This is a genomic window from Pseudomonas sp. LH1G9 (assembly GCF_002949975.1).
In the GTDB taxonomy this organism is placed as follows: domain Bacteria; phylum Pseudomonadota; class Gammaproteobacteria; order Pseudomonadales; family Pseudomonadaceae; genus Aquipseudomonas; species Aquipseudomonas veronii.
The window spans coordinates 5,051,137-5,066,896 of the sequence record NZ_CP026880.1; the positions used below are offsets into that span (position 1 = coordinate 5,051,137).

Consider the following 15,760-nt stretch of genomic DNA (forward strand, 5'->3'; position numbering starts at 1 on the left):
AATGCCGGAAGCATCTGTAAGAAACCGTCAAATACAGCGTAATCCTCTTCCTAAACCGCTTCAAACACCCGCTTGGCCCTCTATAGAAGTGACCTGCGGCTGACCGAAAATAGCGTCCTCTCAACTATTTCGGCAAAAGCCCGTGAATTTAGAAAGGACTCAATACATCGGTCATTACGGCGTCACGCTCTCCGTGATTCGCTCCACCGTAAAGCCTAACGGCAAGCAAGCGCTCAGCGATTTGATATCTCGCAAACCCTGCAACTTGCATAGCGCAGACATCATCATCGGCCTCGATGCTCAGGCGAGCGGTGGCATAGACCCTCAGCGCTCAAGCATCTCAATGCACGTGTATTCAAATGAACCATAATCAATGGCTTTACCTACAGACGGCGCTATTTCTTGCCTTCTATTTATCGCTTTACTACAAAATCACCGACTGCACGCTAAGAAAGCGTTTCGCCGTTACCTTCGTCGTAACTGGGTTAGTCCTTTTGTTCTGGCTACCCTACGTCGCCATCATCCTTAGCATTCAACTCCTTCCTCTAGCCCTGTTCTTGATAGGCTTGGCACTCTTCATCACCCGAAACAAATTTCGCCTCAAACGCGACCGTCCCCCTCACCCACTCCTGCGTGCTCCCACCATGAACCTCGCCCCCAACTTCCCCGAAGACCCGGTCATGCAGCAACTCCTGCAACTGCTGCACGAAGAAATCGGCCTGCCCAAACACAAGACCATTCGCCTGCAGACCTCACTCAACTTCGACCTGGGCTGCGACGGCAGCGAAGCCAAGCAACTCATGGAAGCGCTGGAACAGGAATTCGCCCTCGATCTGGGCGACTACGACACTTATCGTTACTTCAACCCACCGGTGTTTGATGTGTTCCTCAAGCGGCGGGCCAAGGGGCGTGGCGAAAAGGTGCCGCTGACTATCGGCATGCTTTACCTGGCGATCAAAACCCACAGCTGGGACACGCAGACGCTGGAAAACTTGAGCTAACCGACAAAACAGCGGCAGGCGCCAACTGACCGTTCGCGCACAAAAAAGCCGCCCACAAGGGGCGGCTTTTTCACAACGACCGAATCTTACAACTTCGGACCCGCTGCCTTGATCGCATCGCTCACGTCAAACTTCTTGAAGTTCTCGATGAACAGACCCGCCAGCGCCTTCGCCGCTTCGTCGTAGGCAGCCTTGTCAGCCCAGGTGTTACGTGGGTTCAACAGGCCGGTCTCAACACCCGGTACAGCCAATGGCACGTCCAGGTTGATGGTGTCGAGGTGTTGCGTTTCAACGCCGATCAACGCGCCGCTCTGGATCGCTGCGATCACGCCGCGGGTGGTCGGGATGTTGAAGCGTTGGCCGACGCCGTAGCCGCCGCCGGTCCAGCCGGTGTTGACCAGGTAGACCTTGGAGCCGAAGCCGCGGATGCGCTTGATCAGCAGCTCGGCGTATTCGCCGGCCGGGCGTGGGAAGAATGGCGCACCGAAGCAAGTCGAGAAGGTCGACTTGATGCCGCTGCCCGAACCCATTTCAGTCGAGCCCACCAGTGCGGTGTAGCCGGACAGGAAGTGGTAGGCCGCTTGTTCTTCGCTGAGGATCGACACAGGCGGCAGTACGCCGGTCAGGTCGCAGGTCAGGAAGATCACAGCGTTTGGCTCGCCGCCGAGGTTCTTCTCGGAACGCTTGGCCACGTGCTCGAGCGGGTAGGCGGCACGGCTGTTCTGGGTCAGGCTGACATCGCTGTAGTCGGCATGCTTGGCCTCGTCGATGACGACGTTTTCCAGCACCGCGCCGTGCTTGATGGCTTTCCAGATAACCGGCTCGTTCTTCTCCGACAGGTCGATGCACTTGGCATAGCAACCGCCTTCGATGTTGAACACCACGCCCTTGCCCCAGCCGTGTTCGTCGTCACCGATCAGGTAACGGCTTTCGTCGGCGGACAGGGTGGTCTTGCCGGTGCCGGACAGGCCGAAGAACAGGGTCACGTCGCCTGCTTCGCCAATGTTGGCGGCGCAGTGCATCGGCAGTACGTCGGCGGCCGGCAGCAGGAAGTTCTGCACCGAGAACATGGCTTTCTTCATTTCACCAGCGTAAAGCATGCCGGCGATCAGCACTTTTTTCTGGGCGAAGTTGAGAATCACGCAACCGTCGGAGTTGGTGCCGTCACGCTCAGGCACGCACTCGAAGTTGGCCACGTTGAGCACTTGCCACTCGTCACGGCCGGCCGGGTTGTACTGGGCCGGGTTGATGAACAGGCAACGACCGAACAGGTTATGCCAGGCAGTCTGGGTGGTCATCTTCACGGCCAGGTAGTGGTCTTCGGAGGCCCCTACATGCACGTGGGAAACAAAATGTTCTTGCGCGTTGTTGAACGCCTCGACGCGAGCCCACAAGGCATCGAACTTGTCGGCCGGGAACTTGCGGTTGATCGGGCCCCAGGCAATGGCGTCCTGGGTCGAAGGCTCTTCAACGATGAAACGGTCGACTGGCGAACGGCCGGTACGGTGACCGGTTTCTACGACCAGTGCGCCAGTATCGGCAAGCACGCCTTCACCGCGCTGCAGGGCTTCTTTGACCAGATCGTCAACACTCAGATCGGTGTATACGGCGTTATTGGCTTGCGTCATGAGGTTCCCCGTCGGCCTGTGGCCGAGTGCTCCAAACGTTTTGTAGTAGAAAGTTGCGCACTACTACCGCGAAAAAAGTGGGCCGGATTATGCCAGAAAAGCCCAAAAAAAGTAGGGCCCTCCCGTCAGAACAGCGCTAATCCGGCATTTGTCAGGTGATTTACCTGTGCTTAAACGTTTTAGTGGCGGGTATCTGAGGGGGTACCGATACCGGCGCCGGCGAACAATTGGGCGATATCGGCGGCGTCGAACAGGTAGCGCTGGTTGCAGAACTGGCAGTCGATTTCGATCTGACCACCGTGTTCCACCACCAGATTTTGCGCATCTTCCAGGCCGAGACTGACCAGCGCGTTCGCCGAACGCTCGCGAGAGCAACTGCAATGGAAGCGCAAGCCCTGCGCGTCGAACAGGCGCACAGTCTCTTCGTGGTACAGGCGATGCAGGATGGTTTCGTTGTCCAGGGCCAGCAATTCTTCAGCGGTCAGGGTGCCAGCCAGGGCGGTGAGGTTGCGCCAGCTTTCGGCGCGTTCGTCGTCGTCCTTGATGCGGTCGGCGGGCAGCTGTTGCAGCAACAGGCCACGGGCGCGCTTGCCGTCGGCGTTGAGCCAGAAGCGCGTGCCGATCTGCTGGGACATAACGAAATAGTTGGTGAAGCAGTCCGACAGGTTTTCGCCGTCGAGGTCGACGATGCCCTGGTAACGCTGGCCGTCGGTCGGGTCGACGGTGAGCGCCAGCACGCCGTTGGGCATCAGGTCGGCCAGGGTCGCGTCCGGGGCGATCAGGTCAGCCTCATACCGGGCCAGGCCACGGATCTCACGCTCGCTGGAGCACTCGATCATCAGCAACGGGACCGGACCTTCGGACCGCGCCTGCAGGATCAGCAACCCGTCGAATTTCATGGTGCCGACCAACAGCGCCGCCGCCGCCATCAATTCACCGAGCAGTTGCGCGACCGGCTCCGGATAGGGGTGCTTGGCGAGGACTTCGGCATAGCTGCGCTCCAACGAGACCAGTTCGCCGCGGGCGTCGTTCTCGTCGAAGATGAAGCGTTGGGTGAAGTCGGTATCCGGTAAATCAGTCATAGGTCTGGGTATCTGAATTGATGACAAAATTATTACAATATTTATAAGATTGAACGCTTTCGCACCATTTTAGTGCGACTTTCTCCGGAAAACAGAGAGCTTATATAGAGCAAAGAGGGACAGTTTATGAACAATCCGGGTTTGTTCCAAGCCAAGTGGAACCTCCGGCGATGGGCTTTTTGCAATCTACTCGCATTCGGGCTGCTGTGTTTTTGGCTGTGGCCCGCAGGCCAGATGCTATGCGTGTTTTTCGACGAGTGGCTGTTTCACCTGTTCAATGCCCCCTGGCGAGCAATCCGACCTGGCTGCATGTGTGGGCCGCGGCCAGCCTGCGGCCGTTTGATGCGGTGGTCGGCGTGATTCTGCTGACGCTGTTGATTCGCGGCGATTGGGTGTTCAAGGCGGCGCAGGTGCGCCAGGCGTTTCTTGGCTTCTTCGGGATTCTGCTGCTGTTGCTGTTTATCCGCATGCTGTTTTCCAAACTCGCGGCGCAGATGGGTTGGCAACACAGCAGCCCTTCGATGGTGCTCAGCGGCGCGATTCAGATGAGCGACTATTTCCCGGGGCTGGAGAAAACCTGGGAGTTGAAAGACCGTTCGAGCCAGAGTTTCCCTGGGGATCACGCTTCGGTGCTGCTGATCTGGGGAATGTTCATGACGGTATTCGCCCAGCGGCTGGGCCAGGTGCTGGTGATCTGGGGCCTGGCGTTGTTGTTCATGATGCCGCGGCTGGTGGCGGGCGCACATTGGGCGCAGGACGATTATATCGGCGGAGTGTTGCTGGCACTGCTGGCATTGGGATGGGGCTATTACACACCGTTTGCGGCAAAGGTGTCGCAGGTGTTGCTACGGCTGACCGCGCCAGTGTTCGGGTTACTCGCCAAGCTGCCGGTGATCGGGCGATTGAGCGTCATGCGCGCATCCTGCTGACGCTCCCACATCTATCAATCTGCTTTGCGCTGACGATGTGCGCGATCAATCGTCATTACCGCTGCCGCGAAACTTGAACAGGTCGCGGCGCTGCTTCTTGCTCGGCTTGCCATCGGTGGTCATGCCTGTGGCGCCGGCCTTACGCATCGCCGCTGCGTTTTCGCGCTTGGCGACGCTGGCTTCGGTCTCGGCATACAGCGCCTGCGCTTCGGGCGCGCCACGGCGCACGCTGGAAAGCGCCTGGACCACGACAGTTTTTTCGTCAAACCCTATGCGAATCTGCAACTCATCACCCACGCGCGGCTCTTTGCCCGGCTTGCAGCGTTCGCCGCGATGATGCACCTTGCCACTCTCGATAGCGGCCTTGGCCAAGGCACGGGTCTTATAGAAACGCGCCGCCCACAGCCATTTGTCCAAACGGATTTTTTCTTCCTCTGCCTGCTTCTGAGCCACTTGAATTCCTCGTTCTGAAAAATGTCGCAACTTTACTGTTGAAACCCTTCGACGCATAAACCCCAAGGCTCACCTAAGATACGCCAGGTAGCCCCCTGTTTTCGCGAGGATACCCTGTGACCGACTTCCCGACTTCACTCACCTCGTCCAACCAGCATTGCGTGGGCTGCCAGCAAAGCGAGCCCTTGGGTTTTGATTTTGCATTCGCCTACCAACCGATCGTAGACCTTCGCGACCATTCGGTTTTTGCCCACGAAGCCTTGGTGCGGGGTTCACAGGGCGAAGGGGCGTTGTCGGTGCTGGCCCAGGTCAACGATAGCAACCGCTACCGTTTCGACCAGCGTTGCCGTACTCAGGCAATCGCCGGCGCCGCCGCCCTGGGGATGCAAACCTGTCTTTCCATCAATTTCATGCCCAACGCGGTGTATCGACCCGAGCTGTGCATTCGCAGCACCCTGGAGGCCGCCCGCACGCACAATTTTCCGCTTGACCAGCTGATTTTCGAGACACTGGAAAGCGAACACATAGATAACCATCGCCATTTGACGAATATTCTGCGTGAATACCGCGAATTCGGCTTCAAAACTGCCATCGACGATTTCGGCGCGGGCTATTCGGGGCTGAACCTGCTGGCCGATTTCCAACCTGACTTGATCAAACTCGACATGGCGCTGATTCGCGATGTCGACCAGGATCGTGTCCGCCAGGTCATCGTCCAGGGGATTGTCACAATCTGTGAGCAGTTGGGCGTTACTGTCATCGCTGAAGGCATTGAAAGTGCCGGTGAGCGCGACTTCCTGTCCGACTGTGGAATATTTCTGATGCAGGGCTACTGGTTCGCCAAGCCCGCATTCAACGCGCTGGCCGAGGTTTCCCCTCAAGCCTGGGCGAATTGACCGGTTCCCCATATTGAAGACATTTGACCATTTGACCGTTGTCGGTCTGCGTGAGTGGGTGGCACTTCCCGACTTGGGAGTGGCAGGCCTGCGCGCGAAGATCGACACCGGTGCCAGCACTTCGAGCCTGCACGCCACCGATATCGAACCCTTTGAGCGCGACGGTGAGAAATGGGTGCGCTTTACCGCACACCTGGGCAGCGTTGTGCAGTTGCGTCACCGCCGCTGCGAAGCGCCGCTGGTGGCGATGAAAACCATCAAGAGCTCCAATGGTCATGCGCAGGTGCGCTATGTGATCAGCACCACCCTGGCGCTGGGCGACCGGGTATGGCGGGTGGAGTTCACCCTCGCCTGCCGCAAGGCCATGCGCTACCGCCTGCTCCTCGGTTCCAAGGCGCTGATTGACGGCCAGTTGGTGGTCAATCCCGGCGTCAAATACGTTCAAGACAAGCCGGTGTTCCCGGTCTCCACTATTTCTGCCCCAGGTGCTGCATGAAGATTGCTGTGCTGTCGCGAAACCCGCGTCTGTATTCCACCCGCCGCCTGGTCGAGGCCGGCACCGAACGTGGCCACGAAATGGTGGTGATCGACACGTTGCGTGCCTATATGAACATTGCCAGCCATAAGCCGCAGATCCATTACCGCGGCAAACCACTGGAAGGCTTTGATGCGGTGATCCCGCGTATCGGCGCCTCGGTGACCTTTTATGGCTGCGCGGTGTTGCGCCAGTTTGAAATGATGGGCGTCTCCCCGCTGAATGAATCCGTCGCGATCGCGCGCTCGCGGGACAAGCTGCGCTCGCTGCAATTGCTGTCGCGCCGGGGCATCGGCCTGCCGGTCACCGGCTTTGCCCACTCCCCCGACGACATTCCCGACCTGATCGAAATGGTCAACGGCGCGCCGCTGGTGATCAAGGTGCTGGAAGGCACCCAGGGCATCGGCGTGGTGCTGTGCGAAACCGCCACGGCGGCGGAGTCGGTGATCGAGGCATTCATGGGCCTCAAGCAGAACATCATGGTGCAGGAATACATCAAGGAAGCCGGCGGTGCGGATATCCGCTGCTTCGTGGTCGGCGACAAGGTGATTGCCGCGATGAAACGCCAGGCCAAGCCTGGGGAATTCCGCTCCAACCTGCACCGTGGCGGCAGCGCCAGCCTGATCAAGATCACCCCCGAAGAGCGCATGACCGCGCTACGGGCGGCCAAGGTCATGGGGTTGAGCGTGGCGGGTGTGGACATCCTGCGTTCCAACCATGGCCCGCTGGTGATGGAAGTCAATTCATCACCTGGCCTGGAAGGCATCGAGACCACCACCGGCAAGGATGTGGCGGGGATCATCATTCAGCATCTGGAAAAGAGTGGCGGGCCGAACATGACCCGGACCAAGGGCAAGGGCTAGAGGAGCAGTCTTCAGCTTGAAGCTTCAGGCTGCAAGAGACGGGCAGAAGCCGTTTGTTTTTCTCTTGCAGCTCTAAACGTGCAGCTTGCCGCTGCAGCTACACCGCGTCTCGGGGCAACATCAAACCCAACGGCAAGCGCACCCGCGCTTCCAGCCCGCCGCCCTCGCGGTTGCGCAGCTCAACATTGCCGCCATGCATCGAGGCAATCCGCCGCACAATCGCCAGCCCCAAACCGGTGCCCTTGCCACCCCGAGCACGGTCGCCACGGGTGAAGGGGTTGAAGATGCCTTCCAGCTCGGCCGGGTCGATACCGGCCCCGCGATCCATCACGCTCAGCACCACATAGGGCGCAGCACTGTCACCGGAGACATACGCCGCCACTTCCACATCCGAACCGGCGTGGTGCAAGGCGTTGCCGATCAGGTTGTTCAGCAGGCGCTTCATCGAGACCCGACGCAACGCAAACGGCTGGATCGGCTCCAGGCGCATCCGCACCTGCTCGCCATTCTGGTTGTAGGGCGCTACCACCTCGCGCACCAGGTCCGTCAGGTCGACGACTTCCACCACCTCGTCGCGACCATCGCGGATAAAGGCCAGGAACTGGTCGAGAATCGCGTCCATGTCCTCGATATCACGCACCATGTCGTCCGTGAGATCGGTATGGTTGCCCATCAGCTCCAGGGACAGCCGCAAACGCGTCAATGGCGTGCGCAAGTCATGGGACACGCCCGCAAGCATCAGCTCGCGCTCGCGCCCGGCCTGTTCGACGTCCTCGGCCATCTGGTTGAACGCGCTGTAGACCTCGGTCATCTCGCTGGGCGTGTCGCTGACCGGCAGGCGCACACTGCGCCCCTGTCCCAGCTGGCGGGCGGCGAACACCAGGCGCTTAAGCGGTTGATTGAGCTGGCGCACGAAAATCCACGCAGACGCCGTCGAAAGCAAGCCGATAGCCAGGAACCAGCCCAGTACATTCCAGATCTTCTGCCCTCGCAAAGGGTGCGGATACAGCGGCACCTTCAGCCAATCTTCCCCCAGGCTCGGCGCGCGCACCCACAGCGCGGGCGACACATGCATACGCAGCCGTACTTCGGTGTCGTCGCCCAATTCCGCCTGCATCTGGCGCTGGTAAATCTCACTGTAGGGCCAATGCTGCTCGCCTTCCGGCACACCTGCACCCGCCACGCGCACCAGTGTGGCCGCCTTGGCGATTTTCTCGCGGTTCTCGGGGTCGGCCGCCCAATAGGCGCGCAAGGTCAGGGCGACACCGTGGCTGTATTGCCGATCCACCAGCACGTCTTCGTTCATCAACAGATAAACCAGCGTGAGTGCCTTGGAAAACAGAACGACGATGAGCACCAGCCAAAGGGTGCGGGAGAAGAAACTTTGCGGGAACCACAGCGGGGTTTTCATAGGAGACAGCTAGACACCTTGCAGGAACGAGCGGCGCTCGCAGAATTGCAGACGCCGGACATCCCGTCGCCCCTCATGGAGCCAAACGCCAGGATGCCCGCCCCTGCAAATCATCGGTCACTTGGTTGCAGTGCCATCCGGCACAAACACATACCCCACGCCCCACACCGTCTGGATATAACGCGGCTTGGACGGGTCCGGCTCGATCATTCGGCGCAGACGGGAGATCTGCACGTCGATGGAGCGCTCCAGAGCGTCCCATTCCCGACCACGGGCCAGGTTCATCAGTTTGTCGCGGGTCAGCGGCTGGCGCGCGTTCATCACCAGCGCCTTGAGCACGGCGAACTCGCCGGTGGTGAGCATGTGGACTTCATCGCCACGCTTGAGCTCACGGGTGGCCAATGACAGTTCGTAATCGCCGAAGGTGACGCTTTCGTCTTCACTGCCCGGTGCGCCCGGCACCGGCGCCGCCTGGCGACGCAATACGGCCTTGACCCGCGCCATCAGCTCGTCCGGGTTGAACGGTTTGGCCAGGTAGTCATCAGCGCCCAGTTCGAGGCCCTTGATGCGGCTCAGCTCATCGCCCTTGGCGGTGAGCATGATGATCGGAATCTGGTTGTTCGCGCCGCGCAGGCGTTTGCAGGCGGTGAGGCCGTCTTCGCCGGGTAGCATCAGGTCGAGCACGACCAGGTTGAACACTTCCCGCCCCAACAGGCGGTCCATCTGCTCGGTGTTTGGCACCGCGCGGGCACGATAACCCTTGGAGTTGAAAAAACGCTCCAGCAGGCTGCTCAGCCCCGGATCGTCATCAACGATGAGAATTTTTTCGCCTTCAGCAGTTTGTGCAGTGCTGCTCATTGGATGCTCCTCTTATCTCGGCGCGCATTATGGCCTAGCTGCCGTTATACGCACCGTGTGCATTGTTAGCAGATTTTTCCTCTACTGCCAGCGAACCCACGCCCTACAACCTGTGGCGCAGTCCCCCCAAGGACAGAACGCTGGTTATAATGCGGCGCCTTCGTGCAGGGCAACGTCAGATCGTTACCGTTTACTGCCGGGCTTTTTTTCACCCGCTTGTCGTGATTTTTACGATTTCGAGGGTCAATAGGCAGCCTCTTGACCCAGGCAGCGGCGCCAGTCGGGCCGCTCAACCAGCCTCGTCGGGCCCTGTTTTCCGGGCTTGCGAGCTGCTTTTAAGAATTTCAGGTGGTTTTATGGACAGCATCAACAGCCGCATCGCCGAGGAACTCGGCGTACGCCCCCAACAGGTCGAAGCGGCCGTCGCTCTACTGGATGAGGGCTCCACGGTGCCCTTCATCGCCCGTTACCGAAAAGAAGTGACCGGCAGCCTCGACGACATTCAACTGCGGCACCTGGAAGAGCGCCTGCGCTACCTGCGAGAACTCGACGAACGGCGCATCAGCATCCTCGCCAGCATCGCGGAACAGGGCAAGCTGACCCCGCAATTGGAACGCGACATCAAACTCGCCGATACCAAGACCCGTCTCGAAGACCTCTACCTGCCGTACAAACAGAAGCGCCGCACCAAGGGCCAGATCGCCCTGGAAGCCGGCCTCGGCGACCTGGCCGACGGCCTGTTCAACGACCCATCGCTGAACCCGGATACCGAAGCCGTGCGCTTCATCAACGCTGAAAAAGGCGTCGCCGACGTCAAGGCTGCCCTCGAAGGCGCCAAATACATCCTGATGGAACGCTTCGCCGAAGACGCCAGCCTGCTGGAAAAGCTGCGCACCTACCTGAAGCAGGAAGCCATCCTCAGCGCCCGCGTGATCGCCGGCAAAGAGGAAGAAGGCGCCAAGTTCCGCGACTACTTCGAACACGACGAACCGCTCAAGAGCATGCCGTCCCACCGCGCCCTGGCGATTTTCCGCGGCCGCAACGAAGGTATTCTCAGCTCCGCGCTGAAAGTCGGCGACGAACTGCCGGGCACCATGCACCCGTGCGAAGGCATGATCGGTCAACAATTCGGCATCCAGAATCAGAACCGTCCTGCGGACAAGTGGCTCAGTGAAGTCGTGCGCTGGACCTGGAAGGTCAAGCTCTACACCCACCTGGAAACCGACCTGCTCGGCGAGTTGCGCGACGGCGCCGAAACCGAAGCGATCAACGTCTTCGCCCACAACCTGCACGACCTGCTGCTGGCCGCACCGGCCGGCCCGCGTGCCACCCTGGGCCTCGACCCAGGCCTGCGCACCGGCTGCAAGGTCGCCGTGGTCGACTCGACCGGCAAGCTGCTGGACCACGCCACCGTGTATCCGCACGTGCCCCACAACAAGTGGGACCAGACCCTCGCGATCCTCGCCGCCCTGTGCGCCAAGCACGCGGTGGACCTGATCGCCATCGGCAACGGCACCGCCAGCCGTGAAACCGACAAACTGGCCGCCGAACTGATCAAAAAATACCCAGCCATGAAGATGACCAAGGTCATGGTCTCCGAGGCGGGCGCTTCGGTGTACTCGGCGTCGGAACTGGCTTCCAAGGAATTCCCGGACCTCGACGTGTCGATCCGTGGCGCGGTGTCCATCGCCCGTCGCCTGCAAGACCCGCTGGCCGAACTGGTGAAAATCGACCCGAAATCCATCGGCGTCGGCCAATACCAGCACGATGTGTCGCAGCTGAAACTGGCACGCGGCCTGGATGCGGTGGTGGAAGACTGCGTGAACGCCGTGGGCGTGGACGTGAACACCGCCTCCGTCGCGCTGCTGGCGCGGATCTCCGGCCTCAACGCGACCCTGGCGCAGAACATCGTGACCCACCGCGACGAAAACGGTGCGTTCAAGACCCGCGCCGCGCTGAAAAAAGTCGCACGCCTGGGTGAAAAAACCTTCGAACAGGCCGCCGGCTTCCTGCGTGTGATGAACGGCGACAACCCGCTGGACGCCTCGGCGGTCCACCCGGAAGCCTACCCGCTGGTGCAACGCATCGCCGCCGAGACCGACCGCGACATCCGCTCGCTGATCGGCGACGCTGCGTTCCTCAAGCGCCTGGACCCGAAGAAGTATACCGACGAGACCTTCGGCGTGCCGACCATCACCGACATCCTGCAAGAGCTGGAAAAACCCGGGCGCGACCCGCGTCCCGAGTTCAAGACCGCCGAGTTCCAGGACGGCGTCGAAGACCTCAAGGACCTGCAACTGGGCATGATCCTCGAAGGCGTGGTGACCAACGTGACCAACTTCGGTGCCTTTGTGGACATCGGCGTGCATCAGGACGGTTTGGTGCATATCTCCGCGCTTTCGGAGAAGTTCATCAAAGACCCGCGCGAAGCGGTGAAGGCCGGTGACGTGGTCAAGGTCAAGGTCATGGAAGTCGACATCCCGCGCAAGCGCGTCGGCCTGTCGATGCGTATGAGCGACACCCCCGGCGAGAAAATCGACGGTGCCCGTGGCGCCCGCCCAGGCTCGGCGCCGCGCCAGTCGCAAAACAACGCGCCGCGCAAGGAAACCGCGACTGCAGCGCCGAGCAACAACGCCATGGCCTCGCTGTTCGCCAACGCCAAACAGTTGAAGAAACGCTGATGGAGATTCCGGCCGGCTTGACCCAAAGCGCGTTCAGCGAACTGATCGGCTGCCGCCTGCAACGCCTGGAGCAGGGCGTTGCCGAGGTGGCCCTGAGCCTGGAGCCGCAACTGCGCAACCGCGCAGGCAAGCTGCATGGCGGGGCGATTTTCAGCCTGGTCGACATCACCATGGGGCTGGCCTGTTCCAGCGCCCACGGGTTCGACCAGCAGAGCGCGACCATCGAATGCAAAATCAACTACATCCGCGCGGTGGAAAACGGCGAGGTGCTGTGTACCGCGCGGGTGATTCACCCCGGGCGGCGCACGTTGGTGGTCGAAGCCGACGTGTACCAGGGTGAAAGACTTGTCGCAAAAGCGCAGGGCACCTTCGCTGTCCTATAGCTCCCCGCCCTCGATTTGAGTTAATTTCGGCGCTGCGATAACAGCGTCGGAATTTTCTTGCTGCGCTACAGCCCAATTCATGGAGTGATGTAGGCTTTTTCAAAGCGGGTCAAATCGACTCAAAACCAGGCGATCACGCCAGTTTTAACTTCACCCTTGTAGACCGTCCTGCCCACCCCCATATTGGGGCGACTGACGCGTGAAGGAATCCAACTTGAGCGAACTTCTCAACCGCCGCCTGGCCCTGCTCGGCAAGCGCGAACACCTCTCCCTGCTGGAGCATTGCTTGCACGGCATCGAGCGCGAATGCCTGCGTGTCACCAATGAAGGTCGCCTGGCGCAGACGCCGCATCCCGAAGCCCTGGGCGCCGCGCTGACCCACGAACAGATCACCACCGACTACTCGGAATCGTTGCTGGAGTTCATCACCCCAGCCCTGCCCAACCCGGCCGATACCCTGAGCAGCCTGGACAAGATCCATCGCTTTGCCTACAGCAAGCTCGGCAGCGAATACCTGTGGAGCCCCTCGATGCCGTGCCCGTTGCCGGCCGAGGAAGACATTCCGATTGCCTACTACGGCACCTCCAATATCGGACAGCTCAAGTACGTGTATCGCAAGGGCCTGGCCCTGCGTTACGGCAAGACCATGCAGTGCATTGCCGGCATCCACTACAACTTTTCCCTGCCGGAAAAATTGTGGCCGCTGCTCAAGGAAAGCGAAGGCTTCGTCGGCACCGACCGCGACTATCAGTCCGACGCCTATATCGCGCTGATCCGTAACTTCCGCCGCAACAGCTGGCTGCTGATGTACCTGTTCGGTGCCTCGCCAGCGCTGGACGCAGGCTTCCTGCGCGGCCGTTCGCACCAGTTGGACGTGCTGGATGCCGACACCTTGTACCTGCCGTATGCCACCAGCCTGCGCATGAGCGACCTGGGTTACCAGAGCAACGCCCAGGCCGGCCTGACGCCGTGCTACAACGATTTGGCCAGCTACACCGACAGCCTGCGCGAAGCGGTGGCAACGCCCTACGCGCCTTATGTCGAAGTCGGCACCCACAAGGATGGAGAGTGGGTGCAGCTCAACACCAACATCCTGCAGATCGAAAACGAGTACTACTCCAACATCCGCCCCAAGCGCGTGACCTACACCGGCGAGCGGCCGATCCAGGCGCTGATGGCCCGTGGCATCCAGTACATCGAAGTGCGCTGCCTGGACATCAACCCGTTCCTGCCGATGGGCATCGACCTGCAGGAGTCGCGCTTCCTCGATGCGTTCCTGCTGTATTGCGCGATGAACGACAGCCCGCTGTTCGCCGACAACGAGTGCGGCAACGCCACCTCGAACTTCCTCAGCGTGGTCAAGGAAGGCCGGCGTCCGGGCCTGCAACTGCAGCGCAAGGGCCAGGCGGTGGACATGAAGGAATGGGCCACCGAACTGCTGGAGCAGATCGCGCCGCTGGCGGCCCTGCTCGATCAGAGCCACGGCATCGAGGAACACCGCCAGGCACTGGACGCCCAGTTGGCCAAGGTCAACGACCCGTCCCTGACGCCATCGGCCCAGGTGCTGGCCGCGATGGCCGAGCGCAAGGAAAGTTTCGCCCAGTTCTCCCTGCACCAGAGCGAGGTGCATGCCGAGTATTTCCGCAGCGAACCGTTGCCCGCCGAAGAGCAGGCGCACTTTGAAGAACTGGCACGCAAGTCGCTGGCGCAACAGGCGGAGCTGGAGCAGAACGAAGTGGGCGATTTCGATGTGTTCGTCGGCTCGTACCAGGCTAGCATCCTGGCCATCAGCAACTAAAAACCGAACTCACTCCCCCAGGGAAATGAGCTTCATGTGGGAGGGGGCTTGCCCCCGATAGCGGTCCTCAGTTAACTGATCAGTGACTGAACCACCGCTATCGGGAGCAAGCTCCCTCCCACATTTGCCTTCACTGGGATGAAGAATCCCGCCCACCCTTCTCCTCATAAGCTAATTCGAAAAAGTTATTTATTTTCGTATTCTTAGATCATTTAGTCTCCTCACACGCCGACACTCGGCCGCCTGATTGAGGAGCTTCCCCTTGAAACTGCATTCCCCTCTCCGCCTCTTGGCGGCATTGTCCCTGGCAGGTGCCAGCCTGTTCGCCCAGGCGGCGGATGTGACCATCGCCTACCAGACCACCGTGGACCCGGCGAAAGTCGCCCAGGCCGACAGCGCGTATGAAAAAGCCACGAACGCCAAGATCGACTGGCGCAAATTCGACAACGGTTCCGACATCATCGCCGCCATCGCGTCCGGCGATGTGCAGATCGGCTACCTCGGTTCCAGCCCGCTGACCGCCGCCATCACCCGTAAAGTGCCGGTGCAGACCTTCCTCGTCGCCACCCAGATCGGCGGTGCCGAAGCCCTGGTGGCGCGCAACGGTTCGGGGATCAACGGCCCGCAGGACCTGATCGGCAAAAAAGTCGCCGTGCCCTTCGTATCCACCGGCCACTACAGCCTGCTGGCCGCGCTGAAGCACTGGAACATCGACCCGGCGAAAGTGACCATCCTCAACCTCGCGCCGCCGGCCATCATCGCCGCCTGGAAGCGCGGCGATATCGACGCCACCTACGTATGGGACCCGGCCCTGGGCGTGGCCAAGGAAACGGCAAGGTGCTGATCACTTCCGGCGAGCTGGCCACGTTCGGCGCGCCGACCTTCGACGCGTGGATCGTGCGTAAGGACTTCGCCGAGAAGCACCCGGAAATCGTCAGCGCTTTCGCCAAAGTCACCCTGGATGCCTACGCCGCGTACCGCAAAGACCCACAAGCCTGGCTCGCCGACAAAAGCAACGTCGACAAGCTGGTGAAACTCTCCGGGGCCAAGGCCAGCGACATCCCCGCGCTGCTGCAAGGCAACGTCTACCCGCTGGCCGCTGAGCAGGTGACGCTGCTGGGCGCGCCGACCATCAAGGCGGTGACCGATACCGCGGCATTCCTCAAGGAACAAGGCAAGGTCGAGGCGGTGCTGCCGGACTACGCCCCTTACATCAGCGCCAAGTTCATCACCCACTGATCA

12 protein-coding genes and 2 pseudogenes are annotated in these 15,760 nt (G+C 60.6%); 9 read left to right on the forward strand and 5 right to left on the reverse strand.

Translation table 11 applies throughout. The annotated features are described in order from the left end of the window. Positions 1-644: 644 nt before the first annotated feature. The gene (locus tag C5F70_RS23290) at positions 645-1,001 is read left to right on the forward strand and encodes a DUF1493 family protein (protein ID WP_017848567.1); all 357 of its coding nucleotides are present in this window, start codon (positions 645-647) and stop codon (positions 999-1,001) included. An 86-nt stretch (positions 1,002-1,087) separates the two neighbouring features. Here C5F70_RS23290 and C5F70_RS23295 read toward each other — a convergent pair whose 3' ends face one another. Next, entirely contained in the window at positions 1,088-2,629 is a 1,542-nt protein-coding gene (locus C5F70_RS23295; RefSeq protein WP_017848568.1) for a phosphoenolpyruvate carboxykinase, read from the reverse strand. A 179-nt stretch (positions 2,630-2,808) separates the two neighbouring features. Next, positions 2,809-3,711, reverse strand: a complete 903-nt coding sequence (gene hslO / locus C5F70_RS23300) for an Hsp33 family molecular chaperone HslO (RefSeq protein ID WP_017848569.1) — start codon at positions 3,709-3,711, stop codon at positions 2,809-2,811. A 126-nt stretch (positions 3,712-3,837) separates the two neighbouring features. Between hslO and C5F70_RS23305 the strand changes: the two are divergent. Then, a pseudogene (locus tag C5F70_RS23305) lies at positions 3,838-4,640 on the forward strand (phosphatase PAP2 family protein). Positions 4,641-4,685: 45 nt separating this feature from the next. Here the strand turns inward: C5F70_RS23305 and C5F70_RS23310 are convergent. Beyond that, positions 4,686-5,093: an RNA-binding S4 domain-containing protein gene (locus C5F70_RS23310; protein WP_017848571.1), complete on the reverse strand. Its 408-nt coding sequence runs from the start codon at positions 5,091-5,093 to the stop codon at positions 4,686-4,688. Positions 5,094-5,209: 116 nt separating this feature from the next. Between C5F70_RS23310 and C5F70_RS23315 the strand changes: the two genes are divergently transcribed. From C5F70_RS23315 to rimK, 3 genes are all read left to right on the forward strand, one after another. Beyond that, the gene (locus C5F70_RS23315; protein ID WP_046488753.1) at positions 5,210-5,989 is read left to right on the forward strand and encodes an EAL domain-containing protein; all 780 of its coding nucleotides are present in this window, start codon (positions 5,210-5,212) and stop codon (positions 5,987-5,989) included. Between the two features lie 79 nt (positions 5,990-6,068). Beyond that, entirely contained in the window at positions 6,069-6,485 is a 417-nt protein-coding gene (locus C5F70_RS23320; protein WP_231590053.1) for an ATP-dependent zinc protease, read from the forward strand. Beyond that, entirely contained in the window at positions 6,482-7,387 is a 906-nt protein-coding gene (rimK, locus tag C5F70_RS23325; protein WP_003213178.1) for a 30S ribosomal protein S6--L-glutamate ligase, read from the forward strand. Before C5F70_RS23320 ends, rimK begins: the two co-directional genes overlap by 4 nt. Positions 7,388-7,484: 97 nt before the next feature. Here rimK and C5F70_RS23330 read toward each other — a convergent pair whose 3' ends face one another. Continuing rightward, positions 7,485-8,798 carry an ATP-binding protein gene (locus tag C5F70_RS23330; RefSeq protein WP_017848574.1) on the reverse strand — a complete coding sequence of 438 codons (1,314 nt, stop codon included), beginning with the start codon at positions 8,796-8,798 and terminating at the stop codon, positions 7,485-7,487. Between the two features lie 117 nt (positions 8,799-8,915). Beyond that, positions 8,916-9,656 carry a two-component system response regulator OmpR gene (ompR, locus tag C5F70_RS23335; protein ID WP_003213175.1) on the reverse strand — a complete coding sequence of 247 codons (741 nt, stop codon included), beginning with the start codon at positions 9,654-9,656 and terminating at the stop codon, positions 8,916-8,918. A gap of 356 nt (positions 9,657-10,012) precedes the next feature. Between ompR and C5F70_RS23340 the strand changes: the two genes are divergently transcribed. The 4 genes and pseudogenes from C5F70_RS23340 (at position 10,013) to tauA (ending at position 15,757) form a co-directional block, all read left to right on the forward strand. Then, positions 10,013-12,337, forward strand: coding sequence for a Tex family protein (locus C5F70_RS23340; protein ID WP_104904124.1), 2,325 nt, complete (start codon positions 10,013-10,015; stop codon positions 12,335-12,337). Further along, on the forward strand, positions 12,337-12,720 hold the full coding sequence (locus C5F70_RS23345) for a PaaI family thioesterase (protein WP_017848576.1): 384 nt from the start codon (positions 12,337-12,339) through the stop codon (positions 12,718-12,720). The genes C5F70_RS23340 and C5F70_RS23345 overlap by 1 nt, the downstream gene beginning before the upstream one ends. 214 nt (positions 12,721-12,934) lie before the next feature. After that, positions 12,935-14,518 carry a glutamate--cysteine ligase gene (gene gshA / locus C5F70_RS23350; RefSeq protein ID WP_104904125.1) on the forward strand — a complete coding sequence of 528 codons (1,584 nt, stop codon included), beginning with the start codon at positions 12,935-12,937 and terminating at the stop codon, positions 14,516-14,518. Positions 14,519-14,780: 262 nt separating this feature from the next. Next, positions 14,781-15,757, forward strand: a pseudogene (gene tauA / locus C5F70_RS23355) (taurine ABC transporter substrate-binding protein). The last annotated feature ends 3 nt before the right edge of the window (positions 15,758-15,760 follow it).